22 protein-coding genes and 1 other RNA gene are annotated in these 21,793 nt (G+C 25.6%); 17 read left to right on the plus strand and 6 right to left on the minus strand.

The window, feature by feature from the left end:
• Positions 1–43: 43 nt before the first annotated feature.
• The 14 genes from serS (at position 44) to ACOBME_RS05715 (ending at position 13,408) form a co-directional block, all read left to right on the plus strand.
• Positions 44–1,273: a serine--tRNA ligase gene (serS, locus tag ACOBME_RS05650; RefSeq protein WP_419335373.1), complete on the plus strand. Its 1,230-nt coding sequence runs from the start codon at positions 44–46 to the stop codon at positions 1,271–1,273.
• A 70-nt stretch (positions 1,274–1,343) separates the two neighbouring features.
• Positions 1,344–1,434, plus strand: an RNA gene (ffs, locus tag ACOBME_RS05655) — signal recognition particle sRNA small type.
• Positions 1,435–1,450: 16 nt separating this feature from the next.
• The gene (locus tag ACOBME_RS05660; protein ID WP_338964689.1) at positions 1,451–1,894 is read left to right on the plus strand and encodes a deaminase; all 444 of its coding nucleotides are present in this window, start codon (positions 1,451–1,453) and stop codon (positions 1,892–1,894) included.
• A gap of 60 nt (positions 1,895–1,954) precedes the next feature.
• Positions 1,955–4,030 carry a DNA polymerase III subunit gamma/tau gene (gene dnaX / locus ACOBME_RS05665; RefSeq protein ID WP_338964691.1) on the plus strand — a complete coding sequence of 692 codons (2,076 nt, stop codon included), beginning with the start codon at positions 1,955–1,957 and terminating at the stop codon, positions 4,028–4,030.
• A gap of 179 nt (positions 4,031–4,209) precedes the next feature.
• Positions 4,210–4,428 (plus strand): toprim domain-containing protein, encoded by a 219-nt coding sequence (locus ACOBME_RS05670; protein WP_419334595.1) that lies wholly within the window; start codon positions 4,210–4,212, stop codon positions 4,426–4,428.
• Between the two features lie 46 nt (positions 4,429–4,474).
• Positions 4,475–5,437 (plus strand): IS1/IS1595 family N-terminal zinc-binding domain-containing protein, encoded by a 963-nt coding sequence (locus ACOBME_RS05675; RefSeq protein ID WP_338963247.1) that lies wholly within the window; start codon positions 4,475–4,477, stop codon positions 5,435–5,437.
• Between the two features lie 124 nt (positions 5,438–5,561).
• Positions 5,562–5,768 carry a toprim domain-containing protein gene (locus ACOBME_RS05680; protein WP_419334598.1) on the plus strand — a complete coding sequence of 69 codons (207 nt, stop codon included), beginning with the start codon at positions 5,562–5,564 and terminating at the stop codon, positions 5,766–5,768.
• A gap of 21 nt (positions 5,769–5,789) precedes the next feature.
• On the plus strand, positions 5,790–6,434 hold the full coding sequence (tmk, locus tag ACOBME_RS05685) for a dTMP kinase (RefSeq protein WP_338964696.1): 645 nt from the start codon (positions 5,790–5,792) through the stop codon (positions 6,432–6,434).
• A complete protein-coding gene (locus ACOBME_RS05690; RefSeq protein WP_338964698.1) occupies positions 6,427–7,263 on the plus strand; it encodes a DNA polymerase III subunit delta' in 837 nt (278 codons plus the stop codon). The genes tmk and ACOBME_RS05690 overlap by 8 nt, the downstream gene beginning before the upstream one ends.
• A 1-nt stretch (position 7,264) precedes the next feature.
• Positions 7,265–7,987 carry a tRNA1(Val) (adenine(37)-N6)-methyltransferase gene (locus ACOBME_RS05695; RefSeq protein ID WP_338964701.1) on the plus strand — a complete coding sequence of 241 codons (723 nt, stop codon included), beginning with the start codon at positions 7,265–7,267 and terminating at the stop codon, positions 7,985–7,987.
• A 9-nt stretch (positions 7,988–7,996) separates the two neighbouring features.
• Entirely contained in the window at positions 7,997–9,304 is a 1,308-nt protein-coding gene (tilS, locus tag ACOBME_RS05700; protein ID WP_338964704.1) for a tRNA lysidine(34) synthetase TilS, read from the plus strand.
• Between the two features lie 73 nt (positions 9,305–9,377).
• A complete protein-coding gene (gene ftsH / locus ACOBME_RS05705) occupies positions 9,378–11,399 on the plus strand; it encodes an ATP-dependent zinc metalloprotease FtsH (RefSeq protein WP_419334603.1) in 2,022 nt (673 codons plus the stop codon).
• An 89-nt stretch (positions 11,400–11,488) separates the two neighbouring features.
• Positions 11,489–12,358: an Hsp33 family molecular chaperone HslO gene (locus ACOBME_RS05710; RefSeq protein ID WP_338964709.1), complete on the plus strand. Its 870-nt coding sequence runs from the start codon at positions 11,489–11,491 to the stop codon at positions 12,356–12,358.
• Positions 12,359–12,472: 114 nt separating this feature from the next.
• Positions 12,473–13,408, plus strand: a complete 936-nt coding sequence (locus tag ACOBME_RS05715) for an ABC transporter ATP-binding protein (RefSeq protein WP_338964711.1) — start codon at positions 12,473–12,475, stop codon at positions 13,406–13,408.
• Between the two features lie 189 nt (positions 13,409–13,597).
• Here the strand turns inward: ACOBME_RS05715 and ACOBME_RS05720 are convergent, their stop codons facing one another.
• The 5 genes from ACOBME_RS05720 to ACOBME_RS05740 all read right to left on the minus strand — a co-directional run bounded on the left by ACOBME_RS05720 (position 13,598) and on the right by ACOBME_RS05740 (position 17,049).
• A complete protein-coding gene (locus ACOBME_RS05720; RefSeq protein ID WP_419334608.1) occupies positions 13,598–14,089 on the minus strand; it encodes a hypothetical protein in 492 nt (163 codons plus the stop codon).
• A gap of 569 nt (positions 14,090–14,658) precedes the next feature.
• Positions 14,659–15,621, minus strand: a complete 963-nt coding sequence (locus ACOBME_RS05725) for a transposase (protein WP_419334611.1) — start codon at positions 15,619–15,621, stop codon at positions 14,659–14,661.
• Positions 15,622–15,708: 87 nt separating this feature from the next.
• Complete coding sequence (locus tag ACOBME_RS05730) at positions 15,709–16,275, minus strand: hypothetical protein (RefSeq protein ID WP_338964714.1); 567 nt, start codon at positions 16,273–16,275, stop codon at positions 15,709–15,711.
• A gap of 78 nt (positions 16,276–16,353) precedes the next feature.
• A complete protein-coding gene (locus ACOBME_RS05735; RefSeq protein WP_338964716.1) occupies positions 16,354–16,668 on the minus strand; it encodes a hypothetical protein in 315 nt (104 codons plus the stop codon).
• An 87-nt stretch (positions 16,669–16,755) separates the two neighbouring features.
• On the minus strand, positions 16,756–17,049 hold the full coding sequence (locus ACOBME_RS05740; protein ID WP_338964717.1) for a hypothetical protein: 294 nt from the start codon (positions 17,047–17,049) through the stop codon (positions 16,756–16,758).
• A 244-nt stretch (positions 17,050–17,293) separates the two neighbouring features.
• On the opposite strand from ACOBME_RS05740, the gene ACOBME_RS05745 reads away from it, so the two are divergent.
• The 3 genes from ACOBME_RS05745 (at position 17,294) to ACOBME_RS05755 (ending at position 20,344) form a co-directional block, all read left to right on the plus strand.
• Complete coding sequence (locus tag ACOBME_RS05745) at positions 17,294–17,692, plus strand: hypothetical protein (RefSeq protein WP_338964719.1); 399 nt, start codon at positions 17,294–17,296, stop codon at positions 17,690–17,692.
• Positions 17,685–18,542, plus strand: a complete 858-nt coding sequence (locus tag ACOBME_RS05750) for a phage terminase large subunit (RefSeq protein ID WP_419334616.1) — start codon at positions 17,685–17,687, stop codon at positions 18,540–18,542. The genes ACOBME_RS05745 and ACOBME_RS05750 overlap by 8 nt, the downstream gene beginning before the upstream one ends.
• Positions 18,543–18,673: 131 nt before the next feature.
• A complete protein-coding gene (locus ACOBME_RS05755; protein WP_338964725.1) occupies positions 18,674–20,344 on the plus strand; it encodes a hypothetical protein in 1,671 nt (556 codons plus the stop codon).
• Between the two features lie 687 nt (positions 20,345–21,031).
• Here ACOBME_RS05755 and ACOBME_RS05760 read toward each other — a convergent pair.
• Complete coding sequence (locus tag ACOBME_RS05760) at positions 21,032–21,535, minus strand: lipoprotein (RefSeq protein WP_338964728.1); 504 nt, start codon at positions 21,533–21,535, stop codon at positions 21,032–21,034.
• Between the last annotated feature and the right edge of the window lie 258 nt (positions 21,536–21,793).

Below are 21,793 nucleotides of genomic sequence, written 5' to 3' on the forward strand. Positions count from 1 at the left end.
AAATGTTAGATCAAAAAAAGTTGTTGAAAATCTTGACGAAGTAATCAAAAAATTAAGTCGTCGCCAAGATGATTTTTCGTATCTACAAGATGTTAAAAAATTATCAGAGCAACGCCGTGAACTTATTGTTAAATCAGAGAAATTAAAAGAACAACGAAATCTTGAGTCAAAAAAAGTTGGCACATTAGTTGCTGAAAAAAAAGACTATGAAGCAGCAAAAATTAAAGAAATAATTGTCACAATGAAAAAGGAAATGGATATAATTGATAATCAATTGAATCAGGTTGAAGAAAAAATTAGAGCAATCTTAGAAGTTACACCAAACATCCCAGATGATTCAGTTCCAACTGGGCAAGATGAGAACGATAATCTTGAAGTTCGAAAATGAGGAAAAGTTACACCAAACCCAAAGATAAAAGAACATTGAGAAGTAGCTTCAAAACTAGATATTATTGATTTTGAAAGAGGGACAAAATTATCAGGGTCACGCTTTGTTGTTTACAAAGGTATGGGGGCTAAATTAGAGCGAGCTTTAATGAATTTTATGTTAGATGAGCACGCAAATCGAGGGTATATTGAAATTGAACCACCAATTTTAGTACAACCACAAATTATGTATGGAACAGGAAATTTACCAAAATTTAGAGAAGATACATATTACATTGAAAAAGATAATTTGTATTTAATTCCAACGGCGGAGGTACCGTTAACTAATTTGTATCGGGAAGAAATTTTAGCTGGAAAAGATTTGCCAATTTATCATACTGCTTACACTCCATGCTTTCGCCAAGAAGCAGGCTCAGCAGGACGTGATACAAAAGGAATTATTCGTTTACATCAATTCCGAAAAGTTGAGATGGTTAAATTTACTAAAGCAGAAAATTCGTTTGATGAATTAGAAAAAATGGTCTTAGATGCTGAAAACATTTTACAATTATTAGAAATTCCATATCGAGTAATCTTATTATGTTCAGGTGATATGGGGTTTTCTTCGGCAAAAACATATGATATTGAGGTATGAATGCCAGGACAAAATAAATATCGTGAAATTTCATCATGTTCAAATTGTCTTGACTTTCAATCACGAAGAATGAAAATGCGTTATCGTGACGATAATAATGAAACAAACTTTGTTCATACGCTAAATGGCTCGGGATTAGCGGTTGATCGTTTAATTGCTGCAATTTTAGAAAATTATCAAAATGAAGATGGAACTATTAGTATTCCTAAAAGAATACAAAGTTATTTGCAAGGACAAACAGTTATCGCTTAAAATGTTTCACGTGAAACATTTGACTATTTTAATAAAAGCATAGTCAAACAAAAATTATATGTTATAATTACTTATGTCATTACAATAGTTACATTTGAAACTGGTCAGGACCGGAAGGTAGCAGCCATAAGACTAAGGACTATGTGTAATGACATTTTTTATGATAAGGGTGAGTTTATGAAAGAAAGCGAACTAATTTTTAATAAATTATATAAATTATCACAACGAGCATATAAGAAAAAACATGTTCCAATTTCTGCAGTAGTTGTTGATCAAAAAGGTAAAATCATTGCGATTGGTTATAACAAAACAACAAAAAACTCAGTTACAACACATGCTGAGATTTATGCTTTAAATAATGCATGTCGCAAAAAAAGAACAAATAAAATTAGTGATTGTTCAATTTGAGTTACTGTTGAACCATGTATGATGTGTTTAGGAGCAACAATTAATTCAGGAATTAAAGTTATTAATTACTATTTATCAAATAAAAAATTTGGTTTTGTAAAATCAAATCATACTTTTGATTTATCAAAAATGAAAGTTCACCATGTTCGAAAAAATGCAGAAAATATAGTGTTTAAAGATTTAATGAAAAAATTCTTTGAACAATTAAGATAGAATATTTCAAATTAAAGGAGTAAAATAAAATTATAAATTATAAGTTATGGGGGTAAAAAAATGGATTATATTTCATTATATCGTAAATATCGACCAAATACTTTTGACAAAATTGTTGGTCAAGTTGAAATTAGAAAAGCTTTGAAAAATGCAATTAATAATAATACTTTTTCACATGCATATTTATTTTCTGGTCCACGTGGTACAGGAAAAACTTCAATTGCAAAAATATTTGCAAAAGCAATTAATTGTACTAATTTAAATGATGGTAATCCTTGTAATACTTGTCCAAGTTGTAATGAAATTAATCGTGGTGGAGCAGTCGATGTTTTTGAAATTGATGCTGCTTCAAATAATGGTGTTGATGAAATCAGAGAAATCAGAAATAATGTTCAGTTGTTACCAACAATGGCAAAATATAAGGTTTACATTATTGATGAAATTCATATGTTAACTAATTCAGCTTTTAATGCGTTATTAAAAACATTAGAAGAACCGCCTCAACATATTGTCTTTATTTTGGCAACAACAGAGAGTCACAAAATTCCAGCAACAATTATTTCACGTTGTCAACAATATAATTTTCGAAAAATACCTAAAGTTGAATTAGAAAATAATATAATTGAAATTTTACAAAAAGAAGAAATTAAATATGATTTAGTTGCAATTAAAGAAATTGCAATTTTAGCGGATGGAAGTGCTCGTGATTCGTTAAGTATTTTAGAACAAGTAATTATGTTTTCTGATCGTAATATTACGTTAGAGAATGTTAATATTATTTTTGCAACAGTTTCAAAAAATATTAAATTAAAATTATTAAAAGATATTTTAGAATTCAAAACAGAAGCGGTCTTACTAACTAGTAAAAAAATTTATGAGGCTGGTTCTGATTTTGAAATTTTAACATTAAATTTATTAGACATTTTAAAAGAAGTGTTTGAATATAAACAAACTGGGAATCTTGTTTTTTTAAATTTATTATCTGAAAACCAAGCAAAAATATTTGCAGCAAAATTAACTGTAGAAGAATTATTAACATTACTTGATTTATTTACTGAAGCGTCGACAAAGATGCGTAGTAGTAGAACACAAGAAATGTATTTTGAATTAATCTTATTAAAAGCGTTATCAATGTTTGAAAGAAATGTTAAAAGTTTAGATGACCTGGAATTAAGTGATCTTACGATTGTTACTAAAACAGAAAAAAACAAAGATAACAAAGTAGATAATTCGGATATAATTACCAAAAATATAGAAATAATGGAAAATAATTCTGTTGATAATGAAGAAAATATTGAAGCAGTTTCAAATTTGCAACAAGTTGAAGAAAAAAATGCTGAACATCTTGAACCGGGTACTGAAAAAAAAATACCAAATTCACAACCATTATTCCGTAATTTTTCATTATTTGATGATGAAGAATCAAACAATGTTTCTTTGTCACAACCATTGACAACAACATCAGAAAAAGTAACTGATGACGTTGTGCCCGAATTTGATGTTAGTAAAGGTTCTCAGCAGGAGAGCAGTTTTCCGACAGAATTAGAACAAACTCCACACGGGAAAGAGTTAGAAGGTATAACTGATCTGCAAAAGTATCGTGATGATATGAAGAATAAAATTAATATTTATGAACCTAGTAATATTAATTATTCAATTAATCAAATTTTTAATATTTTAATTAAGGCTAATAAAGAAGACCGCGAAAAGTTTGAGAGTAAGTTTATGGAATTAATTAACGAAAAAGGAAAAGTTGTTCAATTAGATAAGCTAATTAGTTTTTATGATGTTAAATATGCTGCCGCATCAGAACAAGGTTTAATTATTGTAACAAATACTAAACCAGAAGCAAATTGAATTAGTTTTGAAATGTGCGATTGAGAATTTCGCAATAAAATTTTCCATGCATTTGATTTTGATTTTATTATCATTGCTTTAAGCGAAAGTGAATGAAATAATGTTCGTGATGATTATGCCAAAATTCGACAAGCAAATAAGTTACCAGAAGTAATGTTAACGGATGTGGAAGAATTTTATCAAAATTTATTAGTTAAAAAAATTGATAATTATGATGATCATAAAGAACTTCTTGAGACGGGAAAACAAATTTTTGATAATATTAAGATAATTGATTAATTTATAGGAGACTTAATCATGACTTATGAAGAATTGGTTATGGAATTAAAGACTACTTTAGGTGTTGGCAAAAAAGTGGCAGAAAGAATTTTTAATAAGTGGAATTATTTGACTCATTAGAGAATGTTTTTAAGGAAATAAAAGATAATTTTCATCAATGCCCAATATGCTCAACATTAATGCAAAATAATGTTTGTTTATTTTGCCAAAATGATTTACGGGATCAAACAAAACTTTGCGTGGTTAGCAATTTTTTTGATGTAATAAAAATTGAAGCAAAAAAATTTTTTAATGGTGTTTATCATGTTTTGAATGGCGAAATTAATGTTAAAAATGGTATTACACCGGATAAATTAACTTTTCCCTTTAATTTTGTCGAAAACTCTTGATATTTATAAAATATACCTAAAATTAGGTATATTTTTAATATATAGAGGTAAATAAATGATGAAAAAAATAATTACAGAATTAATAAATAGCTTAACAGATGATCAATTTTTAGAATTTTATGAAAAAATAAAACAACAAGCAGACTTAATTAAAAAACAAAAACGTTTAAATGAAATTGATCAAAAATTTAGAGATAAAGGCATTATATGTCCTAATTGCAAATCTTTTCATTGTGTTAAAAATGGTCATAATTCCGAAGGAAAACAAAAATATTTATGTAAAAAATGTCGTGCTAGTTTTGATGCATTTCGTCATCATTTTACTTATTGAAGTCATTTAAATTATGAACAGTGAAATTTATTAATTCAAATTTCATTGTTAGGACAATCTAGTAAAATAATTTCTCGTTTTATTAAAACAACCCCAAAAACCGCTTGATATAATCGACAAAAATTAATGCAATCAAAACAATTAGAAAATACACAGTTAAAATTTAAAAAATTAAATGGTCAAATCCAAATGGATGAAACATTTATTAAAGAAATTCATAAAGGCAATTTTAAAGATAAATTTGATAAACGAAAAACTCATCTCGATCCATTTTCAACTGATACCAAATGCTGTATTCAAATGGCAGTTGATAGCAATAATAATATTTTTGTTCAATCCACCAATACCAAAAGATTACAAAAACAATGGATTATTGAAAATATGAATAAGCAACTAATTAAAGAAAAATCAATAATTATTTCTGATATGCAACCACTATATTTATTAGTAGCAAAACAAACAAATTCTACTCTATATTCCACCAAAACTAGTACAAACCCTGATACTAGTTATCAAAAGTTAAATAAGATTAGTAAATTACAATCCAGTCTTAAAGAAGCCTTAATTCATTATCATGGTTTGGGTTTCACTAATATTCAAAATTATTTAAAGCTCTGAAAATGAAAATACCAACACAAAGGTTTAACACCAAACCAACAATCAACGGTATTATATTTTAACGTTTAAAAAATTTAAAGCAAAATCATAATCTTACACAAAATTAGTTTTCAAATTGTCATATTGATGATTTTTTTTATTTCATCAAGAGTTTTCGACAAAATTAAAGACTTTTCCTGTCTTAGAATCTCGAATGAATGATAAAATTATAAAAGAGGTTATTATTGCTGTTGGTGCTACTTTTGAAGGTGAAGTAACAGCACAATACTTAAAAACAGTCTTACAACCTTTTAATGTGAAAATATCACGTTTAGCACGAGGAATTCCAATTGGCGGATCATTAGATTATGTTGATGAAGTAACTTTAAAACAAGCGTTAGAAGGTAGAAAAGATATTTAAGAACGGAGAGAGTGGGTAATAATGCTATTTATAACATTAGAAGGAATTGATGGTTCTGGAAAGACAACAATTTCAAAATTACTAAAAGAAATACTACGTTCAAAGGGGTACCAAGTTGTTTTAACAAGAGAACCAGGGGGCAATGAAATTGCTGAACAAATTAGAGATGTTATATTAAGTAAGCATAATTTAGGAATGGATCCGTGAACGGAAGCTTTATTGTATATTGCTGCACGAAAACAACATGTTATGGAAGATATTTTACCAGCGTTAAAAGAAGGGGCGATTGTTATTTGTGATCGTTTTATGGATTCAACGTCAGCTTATCAGGGTTATGCTCGTGGTTTAGGAATTCGGACATTAGATGAAGTTCAATCAATTGTCTTAGGAACAACAAAACCAGACTTAACTTTATTTTTTGATATTGAACCAGCAATGGCAAATGAAAGAATGAAAATTAGAAATGAAAATGAAATGAATCGTTTAGACTTGGAGCAAGAATCATTTCATGAAAAAGTATATGAAGGGTATCAGGTATTAATTAGTGAACATTCTGAACGAATTAAAGTAGTTGATGCTCGCAAGTCAGTTAATGATGTTTTAGAACAAGTTTATTATTATGTTGATGAAATAATTCAAAAAATAAAGGATAAGGAAAATGAATAATTTATTTTCACAAAATGATGTAGAAAAAATTGCATTGTTTAAAAATTTAATTTTAAAAAATAATTTATCAAATCAACTTTTAATTTCTTGCAATAATAAAATCAAGTTAGAAACTTTTGCAACTGAAATTATTAAGTTTTTACTATGTCAAGAAAAAAAAGATTCTGATTGTCAATGTGAAACTTGTCAACGCATTAATAATAAAACTTATTATGATTTAAAAATTGGGGGAGATTTTGAAACAACAATTAAAAAAGAAACAATTCAAGAAATTATTCAAACTTTTAGTTATTCAGCATTAGAACAAACGGGAATTAAAGTATATGTTATTAATGGAGCAGATTTATTAACATTAGAAGCCGCTAATTATTTATTGAAGTTTTTAGAAGAACCTAGTAAAAATACATATGCTTTTTTATTAACAAGAAATAAAACAAAAGTCATTGATACAATCAAGTCACGTTGTTTAAATGTTATTTTAGAAAATACAACTAATGAATTAAATATTGATGAATTTAAAACAAAGTTTATTCAAACTTTTTTTAGAAATTTTGCAAGTACACCAGAAAATAATTTTATTCATATTCGAAAATTAAATGGTTATGATCATTTAGAGTCTCATCAACTTTTCTTAGAAATTGCTAATGTTTTGAAACGAAAAGAATGAAGTAAATATGAAATTACAGATCAGACTTTGATTAAAAAACTAAATGATAAAAATACCAAACTAATTGAAATTTCTTATACAATTGCTAATTTATTATTAGAGAATTTAAATAAGGAATTAGTTTTAGAAAAAGGAATGATTGATTTATATAACGAGGTGTAAAGTGAAGGTTTTAAATGATTTATTAGATTATGAGGGAATTAAAATTAATCAACGAACAGATATGTTTAATTTTTCCTTAGATACTGTTTTGTTGGCACGATTTGCAACCTTGAATGCTAAAACAAAAAACATTCTTGATATTGGAACCAATAATGCTGCGATTCCATTAATTTTATCAACATTAACTTCCGCAGCGATTATTGGGATTGAGTTACAACAAGAAGCGGTGCAGTTAGCAGAAGAAAATGTGCTATTAAATCAAAAAACCGCACAAATTAAAATTGTTCATGATGATATTAACGAGTATGTTAAGACAGATACTAATTTTAAATATGATTTGATTTTATGTAACCCACCATTTTTTAAAATTGGTGAATCAAAATTAAACGAAAAAAGCAAATTGTTAGTTCCTGCTCGCCATGAAACAACTTTGACATTAGAAGATATTATTTTTGTAGCAAAAAAATTAATTGCTAATCGTGGTTATTTTGCAATAATTCATCGTACGACAAGATTATTTGAAATTACTGCATTATTAATTAAATATGGTTTTAATATTAAACGGTTGCAATTTATTCATCCCTTTCAAGAAAGCGAAGCCAACAATGTTTTAATTGAATCCCGTTTTCAAGGCGGTGAGGGTCTTATTATTGAAAAACCAATTGTGGTTCATAATAATGATTATCAATATAGTGATACAGTTTTAAAATTATTTCGAAAATAGGTGATTAAAATGGATGACAAACTTTTAAATCGTAATGAAAAATATATTATTGGGGTCTCGGGTGGTCCGGATAGTATGTTTTTACTTGATAACATTTATCATAATCCTGAATTAGATATTAATAATTTTATTGTTTGTTTAGTCAACTATCAAAAACGAGCGGATAGTGATCATGATGAACAAATTGTTCTTGAATATTGCAAAAAACAAAATATTAAAATTTATGTCAAAAAAGTAACATCAGCAGATTATGACAAGTATCAAACAATTTCTCATAATTTTCAAAATGTTGCGCGTGATATTCGTTATGATTTCTTTTTACAGATTAGTAAAAAATATCACTGTCATGGTGTTTTAATTGCGCATAATTTAACTGATCATATTGAAACATACATTTTACAAAAACAACGGAACGGAATTGTTGAATATTATGGTTTAAACCAAATTAGTTATTATCATTCGCACTTATTGGGATCTGAACTTAAAATAATCCGAATGATGTTAAAGATAACTAGAGAAGAGATTATTGAATATCTTTTTCATAACCAAATTAACTATGCAATTGATTCAACCAATATTTTAGGAATTTATAACCGTAATATTATTCGAAATGAAATTCAACAAATTAATTTACAAGATATGTTATTAGAAATTAACCAAAAAAATAATGAGAATAAAGAATTAAAACTATTAGCAAAAGATTATTTAATTGATAATTTTGGACAAATTAATGTTATTAGTTTTAATGCTATCAATAATGTACAGTTACAAAAAATTATTATTTTTAATTATTTTAAAATAAATAAGTTTGTTCAGTTAATTAGTAATAAAAAAAGAAAATTTTTAGATGAAATAATTAAAGAACTAAAAAGTACAAAACCCAATATTATTATTAAAGTTAATAATGATTATTCTTTAGTTAAATTATATGATGATGTTGAAATTATTAATAATAATGTTTTGCAGCCAACAACTGTTAAAGTTACAGCAATAACAAATCTTCCAATTAAATGAAAAGAAAAAATAATTTTGCAAGGAACAAAAAATAGTTATAATTTTAAAATAGCGGCAAACCAATTTCCATTAACAATTACAAATGATGTTCTTTTTTTACAAAAAGTAATTGTTACAAAAACATCTTTGAACCGATGGTTTATTAAAAATAAAATTCCAATTATAGCTCGGAAAAGTTATTTTATTTTAGATGCTCAAAATCAACTTGTTTTTGTTAACAATTTGGTTGATTTAAAGATTAATAAATTTATTAATAATACTTGACCGGAAAAACACGATTTATTTTTTTTTATGATAAAATAGTTTAGAATTGGGTCGTTATTTTAAATGACTTAAAAAGATTAGTTTCAAAGTCTTATATAGAGAGGAAATGATTATGAATAAAAAAAGAATGTGATTTTCGATCATAAGTGCATTTATTTTTATTGGTTTGATTGTCTTAACAATTCTGTTATGAAAAGGATCAGATGAAACAAAAATTAGTGAAGGTAATATGACTACTATTGGTAATTCGAAACGGTATAACGATAAAGACATTGATGAAATTACCATTAAGGCGGAAGTTGGTCGTAATAGTGTTGTAATGTCTGGGGTTATTAAGTATGTTGAAAATGGTGTTTCAAAAACTGTTCGTTATAGTTCAGAATGAAGTCGCGAAGGATTTAACAATTATACTTATAAAGTGGGTCAAGATCAAAACACTTGAGATCAAAACTTTGGTCCTAAATTAAAAGGTGGTCTTGTTTCAATTGACCGTGAATTTGTACCAGTATGACAAACGGTGTTAATTCAGTTAATTCTATGGGTATTGTTAATAGGAGTTGCTGTCTTTATGATTATGCGGTTGTCAAAAATGGGTGGCGGAATGGGCGGCGCAAATCCATTTTCAATGGGGAAAAATAAAGCTCGTCAAATTCAATCAACAGTTAAATTTTCAGATGTTGCTGGAATTAACGAAGAAAAAACAGAATTAGTTGAATTAGTTGATTACTTAAAAAATCCACAAAAATATTCAAGTATGGGTGCTCGTGCTCCCAAAGGAGTATTAATGGAAGGGCCACCAGGGACAGGGAAAACCTTGTTAGCAAAAGCTGTTGCTGGTGAAGCAGGCGTACCATTTTTTTCAATCTCAGGGTCTGAATTTGAAGAAATGTTTGTTGGGATTGGTGCTTCAAGAATTCGTGAGATGTTTATTGCAGCAAAAAAAGCAGCACCATGTATTATCTTTATTGATGAAATTGATGCTGTTGGACGAAAAAGAACCGTTTCAATTGGGAGTGGGGCTAATGAACAAACATTAAACCAATTATTAGTTGAAATGGATGGATTTGGAACTAATACCGGAGTTATTGTGATGGCAGCAACTAACCGTGTTGATGTTTTGGATTCAGCATTATTAAGACCTGGTCGTTTTGACCGTCAAATTCAAATCTCATTGCCAGATATTAATGAACGTGAAGCAATCTTAAAATTACATGCCCGTAATAAAGCGGTTTCAACTGAAGTTGATTTTAGACGAATCGCTGAAAGAACACCCGGTTTCTCAGGGGCACAATTAGAAAATGTGTTAAACGAAGCAGCAATTTTATGTGTTCGTAAGAATTTAAAAATTATTACAATTAATATTATCGATGAAGCGATTGATCGTGTTGTTGGGGGACCAGCAAAAGAATCACGTAAATATTCAGTTATGGACAAGGACATTGTTTCATATCATGAAGCTGGACATGCTTTAATAGGATTAAGATTAGAAGCAGCTAGCAAAGTTCAAAAAGTAACAATTATTCCACGTGGTCAAGCTGGTGGATATACAATTATGACACCAAAAGAAGAAACAATGTTCCATAGTAAAGAAAATTTATATGCAACAATTACTGGTTATTTAGGTGGACGTGCGTCAGAAGAAATTATTTTTGGAAAAACTAAAATAACAACTGGTGCGCATGATGACTTAGAAAAAGCAACAAACATTGCACGTCATATGGTTACTGAATATGGAATGAGTTCGTTAGGATTAGTACAATTTGAATCACCAAAAGACGAATATACTGGGGCAACAAAACGTTATTCAGAAGATGTTGCTGCTAAAATTGATACGGAAGTTCGTAAAATTTTAGATGACTGTTATGTTACAGCCAAAGCGATAATTTCAGAAAATCGTGAGTTATTAGATTTAATTGCTGAAAGTTTAAAAATATTAGAGACAATTACTGCTGAGCAAATTGAATATATTAATAAATACAATAAAGTACCAGATGAAGTAGTTCGTGAAAAAGAACGAGCAGCTAGACATAAAGAAAAAGAAGCAAAAGGTGAAATTTTAGAAGTTAAACCAAAAGAACGTAAAAAAGACCATCCTGAAGAAGAAAATAATAATGATTCAGATGATAAAGAGTAGGAATAATCAAACCCTACTTTTTATTTTACTTTTAAAAATAGTTGTACTATAATTGCAGAGTGAACATAATTATGAAGGAGTTTGATAAAATGAATAAAGATAGAGTAATTAAGGCGATTAGCAATTCTCACAATGTAAAAATGACGGTTGTGGATGCAACTGAATCGCTAAATAACATTATCAAATTACATGAAACCAATCCATTAGCAACAATTGCATTGTCAAGAGTTGTTTTGGCAACAATTTTAATTGGTAGCGATATGAAAAATGCAACTGATAAAATGACAGCTATTATTAATGGAAATGGTCCAATTGGAACAATGATGGCTGAATATACTGGCCATAAAGTTCGTGCTTTTTGTGGGAACCCACAATTTGAAGTTGAACAAATTGATCGTAGTAAAAACGTAATTTCACAGGTAGTAGGAACTGATGGTTATTTGCGAGTAATGAAAGACTTGGGAATGAAAGATAGTTTTTCTGGTCAAATTGAATTGATTTCTGGTGAAATTAATTTGGATTTTACTTATTATTTAGCACAAAGCGAACAAATTAAATCGGTAATTGCTTGTTCAATTAAAATGAATGATGACAATACAATTGCTAAAGCAATTGGTTTTTATGCACAATTATTACCAGAACATAAGGATGAAGATATTGATTATTTAGAAGAAAAAGTTGGTAATTTAGAAAGTATTAGTCATAAGTTAATTGCTGAAAGTGATCTAACGAATGTTTTTAAATTAATTGATGAAAATGCAAAAGTATTAGAAACTGATTCTGTGGCATTTGAATGTAGTTGTTCATATGAAAAAGCCTTGGCATCAGCTAAATTATTAGGTGATGAACAATTGAATGAAATTTTAGAAAAAAATAGCGAAGTTGAAATTGTATGTGATTTTTGTCGTAAAAAATATACAATTAAAGCCGCTGACTTAAAAGGATTGTTAAAAGAATAACTTTAATAAATATAAATAAGTTGATAAAATTAAAATAATTTTGTTATTATATTATTATGATAAAAATTAATTGCAAAATGTAATGTGATATTTACCAGGGGAGGAAAAAACAAAATGGCTGAAATGGGAAAAACACCTAGTACAGAAGAAACAAAAGCTAAAGCAAAGCAGTCTAAAGTAAAAGAACCAAAGGAAAAGAAAGAAAAAATCGATTATACTGCAGTTAAAGAATTTAAACAAAAACTAAAAGAACAAAAGAAACAAACTAAATTATATTCAAAACGAATTTTAAAAGGGGAAGTAATTTCAACAACCAAAACAAAACCAGATACAAGTAAATATGTTATTGAATTAGTAGGTGTTAAGAAATCATATATTACAGGAGAAGTTGAAACACCAGTTTTAAAAGGAATTGATTTAAAATTAGAAAAAGGAGACTTTATTGTTATCTTAGGTCCTTCTGGATCAGGGAAAACAACCTTGCTAAATATTATTTCAGGATTAGATAAAGTTTCAAGTGGTGATGTTTTTGTTATTGGTTATAATTTGTCTTTATTAAAAGATGTTGATTTAACCAAATTTAGAAGAGATAATGTTGGATTTATTTTTCAACAATATAACTTATTAACTAATTTAACTGCAAAAGAAAACGCTGAAGTTGGTGAAAACCTAAGTAAAAATAAAAACAAAGATATGACAATTAAAGATATTTTTGAGACAATTGGAATGGAAGAACAAATGAACAAATATCCTCATCAAATGTCAGGTGGTCAACAACAACGGGTTTCAATTGCTAGAGCATTAGCCAAAAATCCTGACATTCTATTTGGTGATGAACCAACGGGAGCTTTAGATGAAGAAATGGGTCGAAAAGTACTTGAAATTTTAGTCGATGTTAATAAAAAATATAGAACAACAGTCATTATTGTTACCCATAACCCCAATATTGCTGATATTGCAAATACAGTTATTCATGTTCGTAATGGATTAATTGATCAAATTAAGAAAAATACCCATCCAAAAAAACCAAGTGAAATTGATTGGTCTTAATCTATGAAACGGGTTGTATAAATTATTTTAGGGTTTTTATATATCTCAGAAACTGTGGAATAAAAATACCACTTACTTAATTAAAGTATATTATTTTAAATTTTATTGTCAATACATTTTTGTATTTTTTTAATTTTTTTCATAACAAAAAAATATTTTTATTAAAGTTATTTAATTTATTAGATAAAATTAATAAAAATATAAGTTTGATTGTAAATTATTATTTATAAAATTATTAACTGAATAATTAATTTTATTTTCTTCTAATGGTTCATTACTTTTAAATAATTTAATTTTATTTTTAAAATTACTCATACTAGTATTTAATTTATTTTTAATAGTTTTTTCATGATAAGTTGCTTTTTTAACAAAAACACCTTTACAGTAATGTGATATATCACCCTCAATATGACAACCAATATTATTTGATAATGACTGATTTTTAACACCATCTTCATTATTTTTAATTAATCTAATTGTCTCTTTTAATAATTTTATTTTTGTTTCTCTTATAAAAGATGTATCACTTTCTAAGCAATTTAATAATTCTTCATATTTACCATCATAAAAATAACTAATAGCATCATTGTATGTTTTTTTATTTAATTTATTTTTATGTTGAAATGGAAATAAATCTTTAAATCTTTTTGTAGGGTGAAATTTGTCTATTGTGTAATTCACCTTATTTTTAGGAAAATATTCTTGAATAAATTTTGCAATATTTTTAATTCAAGGGGCGCCATCACCTAACACCATAATTTCAATATTATCACTAATTTCATAATAACTTGTAATTAATATAAGTAATTTATTAACAAAATTAGTTAATTTACCATCTTTTTTAATATATTCTGGTATATTATCTAATTCTATAACACCTAATTTATTTGCAATTACTGGTCTTTTTTCAGTTGATTTTTCATCATCAAAACCAGTATGAACAGTTGAAAAAATACTGTGTTTTTTTTTGGTTGTATAAATTATTTTGGGGTCTTAAATTAATATCTTAGAAATTGTGGAATAATATACCACCTACTTACTTACATTGTATTACTTTTAATTTTATTGTCAATACACTTTTCTATTTTTTTAAATTTTTCCACGACAAAAATACATTTTTATTAAAATTATTTAATTTCTTAGATAAAACCTTTAATTTTGTCGAAAACTCTTGATGAAATAAAAAAAATCATCAATATGACAATTTGAAAACTAATTTTGTGTAAGATTATGATTTTGCTTTAAATTTTTTAAACGTTAAAATATAATACCGTTGATTGTTGGTTTGGTGTTAAACCTTTGTGTTGGTATTTTCATTTTCAGAGCTTTAAATAATTTTGAATATTAGTGAAACCCAAACCATGATAATGAATTAAGGATTCTTTAAGACTGGATTGTAATTTACTAATCTTATTTAACTTTTGATAACTAGTATCAGGGTTTGTACTAGTTTTGGTGGAATATAGAGTAGAATTTGTTTGTTTTGCTACTAATAAATATAGTGGTTGCATATCAGAAATAATTATTGATTTTTCTTTAATTAGTTGCTTATTCATATTTTCAATAATCCATTGTTTTTGTAATCTTTTGGTATTGGTGGATTGAACAAAAATATTATTATTGCTATCAACTGCCATTTGAATACAGCATTTGGTATCAGTTGAAAATGGATCGAGATGAGTTTTTCGTTTATCAAATTTATCTTTAAAATTGCCTTTATGAATTTCTTTAATAAATGTTTCATCCATTTGGATTTGACCATTTAATTTTTTAAATTTTAACTGTGTATTTTCTAATTGTTTTGATTGCATTAATTTTTGTCGATTATATCAAGCGGTTTTTGGGGTTGTTTTAATAAAACGAGAAATTATTTTACTAGATTGTCCTAACAATGAAATTTGAATTAATAAATTTCACTGTTCATAATTTAAATGACTTCAATAAGTAAAATGATGACGAAATGCATCAAAACTAGCACGACATTTTTTACATAAATATTTTTGTTTTCCTTCGGAATTATGACCATTTTTAACACAATGAAAAGATTTGCAATTAGGACATATAATGCCTTTATCTCTAAATTTTTGATCAATTTCATTTAAACGTTTTTGTTTTTTAATTAAGTCTGCTTGTTGTTTTATTTTTTCATAAAATTCTAAAAATTGATCATCTGTTAAGCTATTTATTAATTCTGTAATTATTTTTTTCATCATTTATTTACCTCTATATATTAAAAATATACCTAATTTTAGGTATATTTTATAAATATCAAGAGTTTTCGACAAAATTAAAGGATAAAACTAATAAAAATATAAATTTTTTTGTAAATAATAATTTACAAAATTATTAACTGAATAATTAAATTTATTTTCTTCTAATGATTTATTACTATTAAATAAATTAATTTTATTTTTTAACCCCATCATACTAGCATTTAATCTATTTCTAATAATTTTTTCACTATAAATGGCTTTTTTAATCATAGTACCTTTTCAATAATGAGAAATGTCACCTTCCATATGACAACCAACATTATTTCATAATGTTTGATTTCTAATGCCTTCTTTATTATTTTTAATTAATCTAATAGTTTTATTTAAAAAATCTAATTTAGCATCGCTTATAAAAGATTTACTATCTTCTAAACACTGTAATAATTCTTCATATTTAGCATTAAAAAAATAATCCACTGCTTTATGATATGTTTCTCTATTTTCCTTATTTTTATTTTGATATGGATATAATTTTTTAAATCTACTTGTAAGATGAAATTTATCTATTGTATAGTGAATTTTATTTTTAGGAAAATATTGATGCATAAAAATTTTAGTATTTTTAATTAAAGGAGCACCATCACCTAAAATCATAATTTCAATATTAGGTATCATATTTAAATGAGTTTCAATTAAAGAAAATAATTTTATAAGAACTGGTTTTAAATTTGCTTATTTTTTAAGATAATCTGGAATATTATCCATTTCAAAAACACCTAATTTATTTGCGATTACAGGTCTTTTTACAGTATATTTTTCTTCATCATACCCAGTATGTACAGTACATGCTATCGTATGTTTTTTTATCTTTTTTCTTCCTTGCTTTGTTGAATCTAACATTTTCAAATAAGTACCATCCATTTGAATATATAAAGTGTGTGGAATATCTATTTTTTTATTACTTTTATTAAAGTAATATTCTTCGTCAGTTTTTGCATTTTTCATAATATTAGATACTGTCATTAAACTAATTTTTACATGTTCCATAGTATCTAAAATATCTTTATATCTTTTGTTCTCAGTAATAAATAATAATATTTTTTCTTTAACAGAATTATCTATTCTTTGTCATTTTTAAATTCCTAAAATTTTATCCAAAGGAAAAATATATTCTTCTTTACCTGTTTCTGAATTAATTTTATAATATCTTCTTCTCTTAAAAGTTATTTTTCCATTTAAAATTACTAATGTTCTTTCAATTTTATCTTTTACTTTATAATTTTTAAATTCTTTTAAAGTTTCATCAATTTTATAATTTTTAAAAATTCATTTATCATAATCTTCTAAACTTTGTTGAATAATTTCAATACTCTGTATATATAATAAATTAATAAAATTCTTAAAAAAATTATTATCAACATTTATCATTTTCTTACCATCTTTCTTAGTTTACGACTTTATCACAAAAATAATAAAAATGCAAAAAAAGGATAGTAATTTTTATTTAGTATGTTACAATTTGAATGTATTTAATAAATTAATTAACTGAAAGTAAAGTAATTTACTTTTTTTTATTTTGATGTAAAATATAGATAATAAAAAAAAGAACCGTGTCAAGTTCTTCTGTACATGTTTTTCTCTACTTATATTTAACCATATAAAAGGAGTAAAAATGAAAGAATTTAATCCAAAAACAGCAAGTTTGGCGACTTTTTATCGTAAAATAGAGCAATTTTGAGAAAATAAATCACCTAATAAACCATATACTTTGAATGATTTAACCAATGAATTCAACCTTTCTCGTCATTGAAGACAAGAAATTTATCGGAGCGAAAAGATAGTTCCTTTGCTTGAAAAACAAGTTGATAGAATTGAAAGTGAAATAATTAATTTTATGATGAAAACACCTGATGGTGCTAAATTATATTGACAACGAGCCTTTAATTATAAATATTCACTACAAGAAAAAGAACTTGAAAAAGAATTAAACTTAAATAATCAACAACCAATAATTTTTAATTTACAAACTGATATTAGAGATATTAAAAAAGAAAGTGATAATAATGCTTAATCATTTTACTTATTTGTTAGAAACCCCTTATTGATTATTACAAAATAGTAGTATTGGTAATAAATATCCCTTTGCTAAAAAATATGAATTAGTTAATGAAATTAATCAAATTGGAACACGATATAGTGGTAAAACTATTTCAAATATTAAAATGTTTGGTGAATTATTAAAAATTAGTTTATTAATTAAAGAACCAATTTGTATTATTGCTAGTATGTATTGAAGTAAAGATTTAAAAGATAGTGTATTTCAAAATATCTGAAATATGTTAGATGAAAATAATATTTCTTATACTATTAATTTATCTAATTTTACTTTTACTTTATCGAATGGTAGCAAAATATATTGTAAAGGTTTACATTCACCAAGTCGAAAAGAAAAATTAAAAGCTTTTGCTGATTTAAATAAATATAAATTAGTTATTGATTGAAGAGAAGAATGTGATCAATTTCAACAAAAAGATTTAAGTGATTTAGAATTTGCTATTCGTGGTTATCAAAATAAAATAACAATTAATACATGTAATCCTGAAAGTTTAAAAAGATATATTGTTGGTTATTGTAATGAATTATTACCTTTTAATGAAGAAATAATGCGTAGTAAATATGAAAAAATTAATTATATCGAAAAATGAAATATGAAGATTATTATTCATTATTCTAGTTGAAGACTTAATTATGAATTACCACAAGATAAAGTTAATGAACAATTAAGATTAGAGCAATTAGATATTGAAAGAGCAATAGTATGGAGTTGAGGTTTACCAGGCAATACTAGTGGGTCAATCTTTGCAAGATATATTGATAAGATAATAATTCTGAATTTTATTGATCTAAAAGTTGAAAAATAACACCACCAAATAAAGTAAAAGTAAATAGTGGTAATGTTGATAATATTATTAGTACACAAGCTTCATCTTATTTTAGAAGAAAAGATGAATTTGGTAATACAGTTGGTCAAGTTCAATTTGAATATAATAAAATGAGTTCATATAATGTTTGAGATATTTTAAATATGAATAATTTTATTAATCGCCAAATTACCGTATTACCTTTAAACTATACGCAAAAGTTAGTATTTAATCTTTTTACTATCTCATGCGGAGTTGGTAAATTCTCAAATTTTATTTCATTTGGTATTCCATGAGGATGAGTTATTAATCAAGATAAAAAAACTTGACCTAATTTTCAATTTCTTAATGGTTTTATGAGTTCTAATGTTTATAGTTTTTATAATGATGCTTTTTGGTCTGAAAAATCAAAAGGAAAAGGTTATTTACCATTTGAAATATTTAGAGAACAAGGAAACGACAAAGTTAGTGCTATATTTGGTGCAAATGCTACTAGTTTAGGTTTTACTACTTTATTAACTGATAAATTTAAAGGGACTGTTTTAACTAATGATGGTAAACCAACCGAAGAATTAGTTTATTCAACTTATAATTTAAAACAATTAAATCCTAAAACTAATCGAGTTTATTTAATTAATGAAAAAACCAAAGCAATAGATGCTCAAACACCAGTTAGTGATAGTGAAAAAGATAATGATTTAGAATTCTTACAAACACCAGATGGAACAAATTGTAGTTATATTATTGATATGTTTTCAATTCAAGCATTATATAAAGGTAATTTTGAAATTATCTTTTATGCAGATAACCCATATACAAATAATGAAGAAGATTATTTAAGATTATCAGTATGAAGTTTCAGAGGTAAAACAAAAAGTACACTAAATAATTATTTACGAGATATGACAACTAATTATAAAAATAGTTTCTTATTACCACACGACTATGAAATACCAACATTTAATTACCCACAATATGTATTACCACCAGTACCATATAACTATGAACCTTATACCAAAGATATTTGAGATGCTAAAACAGGACAAGCATTAAAAACTAAAATTACAGCACCAGCACAATGTAAGAAAACAATAAATTCTCAAAGTTATGCTAATTTATTTTCTGATGAATTTAATGAAGGTTATTGTGAAACTGAAATTGATTTAAGACAAATTGACCCAACAATTCAAAGTATAGATAAATTTATTAATTCTTATAAAACAATAGAAATAAGTAATCTTAATAATTTACAAGTTAGATGTTTTAGACCTGATATAGAGCGATTTATTTATGATAGAAATATTAATCTTTTAGGTGGGGCTAATAGTTGCAATTTTAGTGGTGGTTTATTATCTAATATAACTTTACAAAAATCAGGTTTAGAACAAAAAGATAATGTTAATTTTGAAAATACAATAAATTTATATACAGATAATATAAAAGTAAATGATGTTCAGACATTTGCTACTGCTTCTACTAATGGTTTACCTAGTGGGGATTATACAAATAAATATTTATCTGAACAAAATCATTGAAATATTAATTTTTTGCTTCAAATAACAAAATTATCTAATAATGATAATGGAAAAATTACAGAAACATATTTACAAGCATATTATACAAATGATTTAAAATTAAAAATTAGATTTACAAAAACATTATTTGCTCAATTATTATTGGGAACTGGTTTTAATTATTTTGGTAATGATAAAAATATAACAATAGATTTAAATGCTTTGGGCGTATTGAATATGATAAATAAAAGTGATAACCCTATTAAAATCACAATTAAACCAAGATAAAAATTTACCTATTTACAAAATAAAAAAAATTTATTATAATATTAAATAAATTCAATATTATAACCCTTGATAAATAATTTAATTTTTGTAAAATATTAATGAGGAAATATTTACTCCCTATTTTCAGGCCACTGATTTATCTTTCGGCCATACCCTCCTTTGAGAGGGCTTGTTTTTTATATATTAAAATTTTATAAATAAAATAGGAAGATTAATGTTAATGATGATAAATTCAATTAGTTTATTTAGTGTTATAAAATATCATAAAATACATTATAATGCTTTTCATAATCATTTTTTTGTAAGAAAAAATAAAAGTTTATTTTTAAAAAATGGAATTGATATAAAAAAAGAACATTTAATAATAAATTTATTAAAACTAGACCAGCAATTATTTTAAGTAGTACGTTATATTCATATTTTATAGTTCCGACAACCTCAACGCCTCCTAAATCAACAGTAGTTGCAAAAAATAGGACAGAAATTACATTAAATTGTGAAAAATGTTATATATGTTGAGACCAAATTAATCATATTAATAAAGCACAAATGACAGGATATTGATGAGACAATAATAAAAAAAGAATTTCTTTTAATGGTTCAGCAAAAAAACTTATTAAAAAAGAATTTAATATAAAAGTTAAAAAAATAATGTTTAAAAATTAGACATTATTTTTTTATTCTCCATTAACTTTGTTTGATATTACCTTTATCATCAACTATTAAATTTGGCTCGGTTGTGTTTAAATTTCAACGATAAACTGATTTAATATAATTTTTATAATCATTTTGTCCCCATTCTCTAAAAACATCATTGTTGTAATAATATAATGAAGCATTATTTTCTGGATATTTAAAAAACTTTAATTCGTAATTATCATCTTTATAAATATTATATTCTTTTCCTGCTTCTATTGAATAATCTTTAAAAGTTTTAGTTATTACTCAATTTTGTTTTTTTCATACGATATAATATCACTTATTGTTTTTATCATCAAAAGGTTTTTCTTGGGGTGCTATTCATTCTAAGTTATCTCTAATAGTTTCATCAGTTGTATTTATTTTGTTTTCTTCTTTTAGTTTTGCTAATTCTTCAGGTGTATATTCATGTGGTGTATTACAAGCAACTAAACTTGTTGTACTTGTTCCTACTAATGTAATTGCACCAATAATACTTAATAATCTTTTCATATGTATATCTCCCTCTTTTTATTAATTAAATTATATAATAAAAAATAAAAAAGAGATTATTAAATCTCTTTTTTATATTGCTTAATAACTATTATATCTAGTTTTCATTCAATAGTTAATTTAAAGGTTTAAATAAGTAAAATCCCTTTTGGTTTACGATTAAAAGCAATAGAACACCGTATAGTCTTGTCTTACAACTAGAAACATAACTTATTTTTATAATTTAATTATATATAAATATAATTGTTTGTAAATACC

The organism is Spiroplasma endosymbiont of Sarcophaga variegata (assembly GCF_965178695.1).
In the GTDB taxonomy this organism is placed as follows: domain Bacteria; phylum Bacillota_I; class Bacilli_A; order Mycoplasmatales; family Mycoplasmataceae; genus Spiroplasma; species Spiroplasma poulsonii.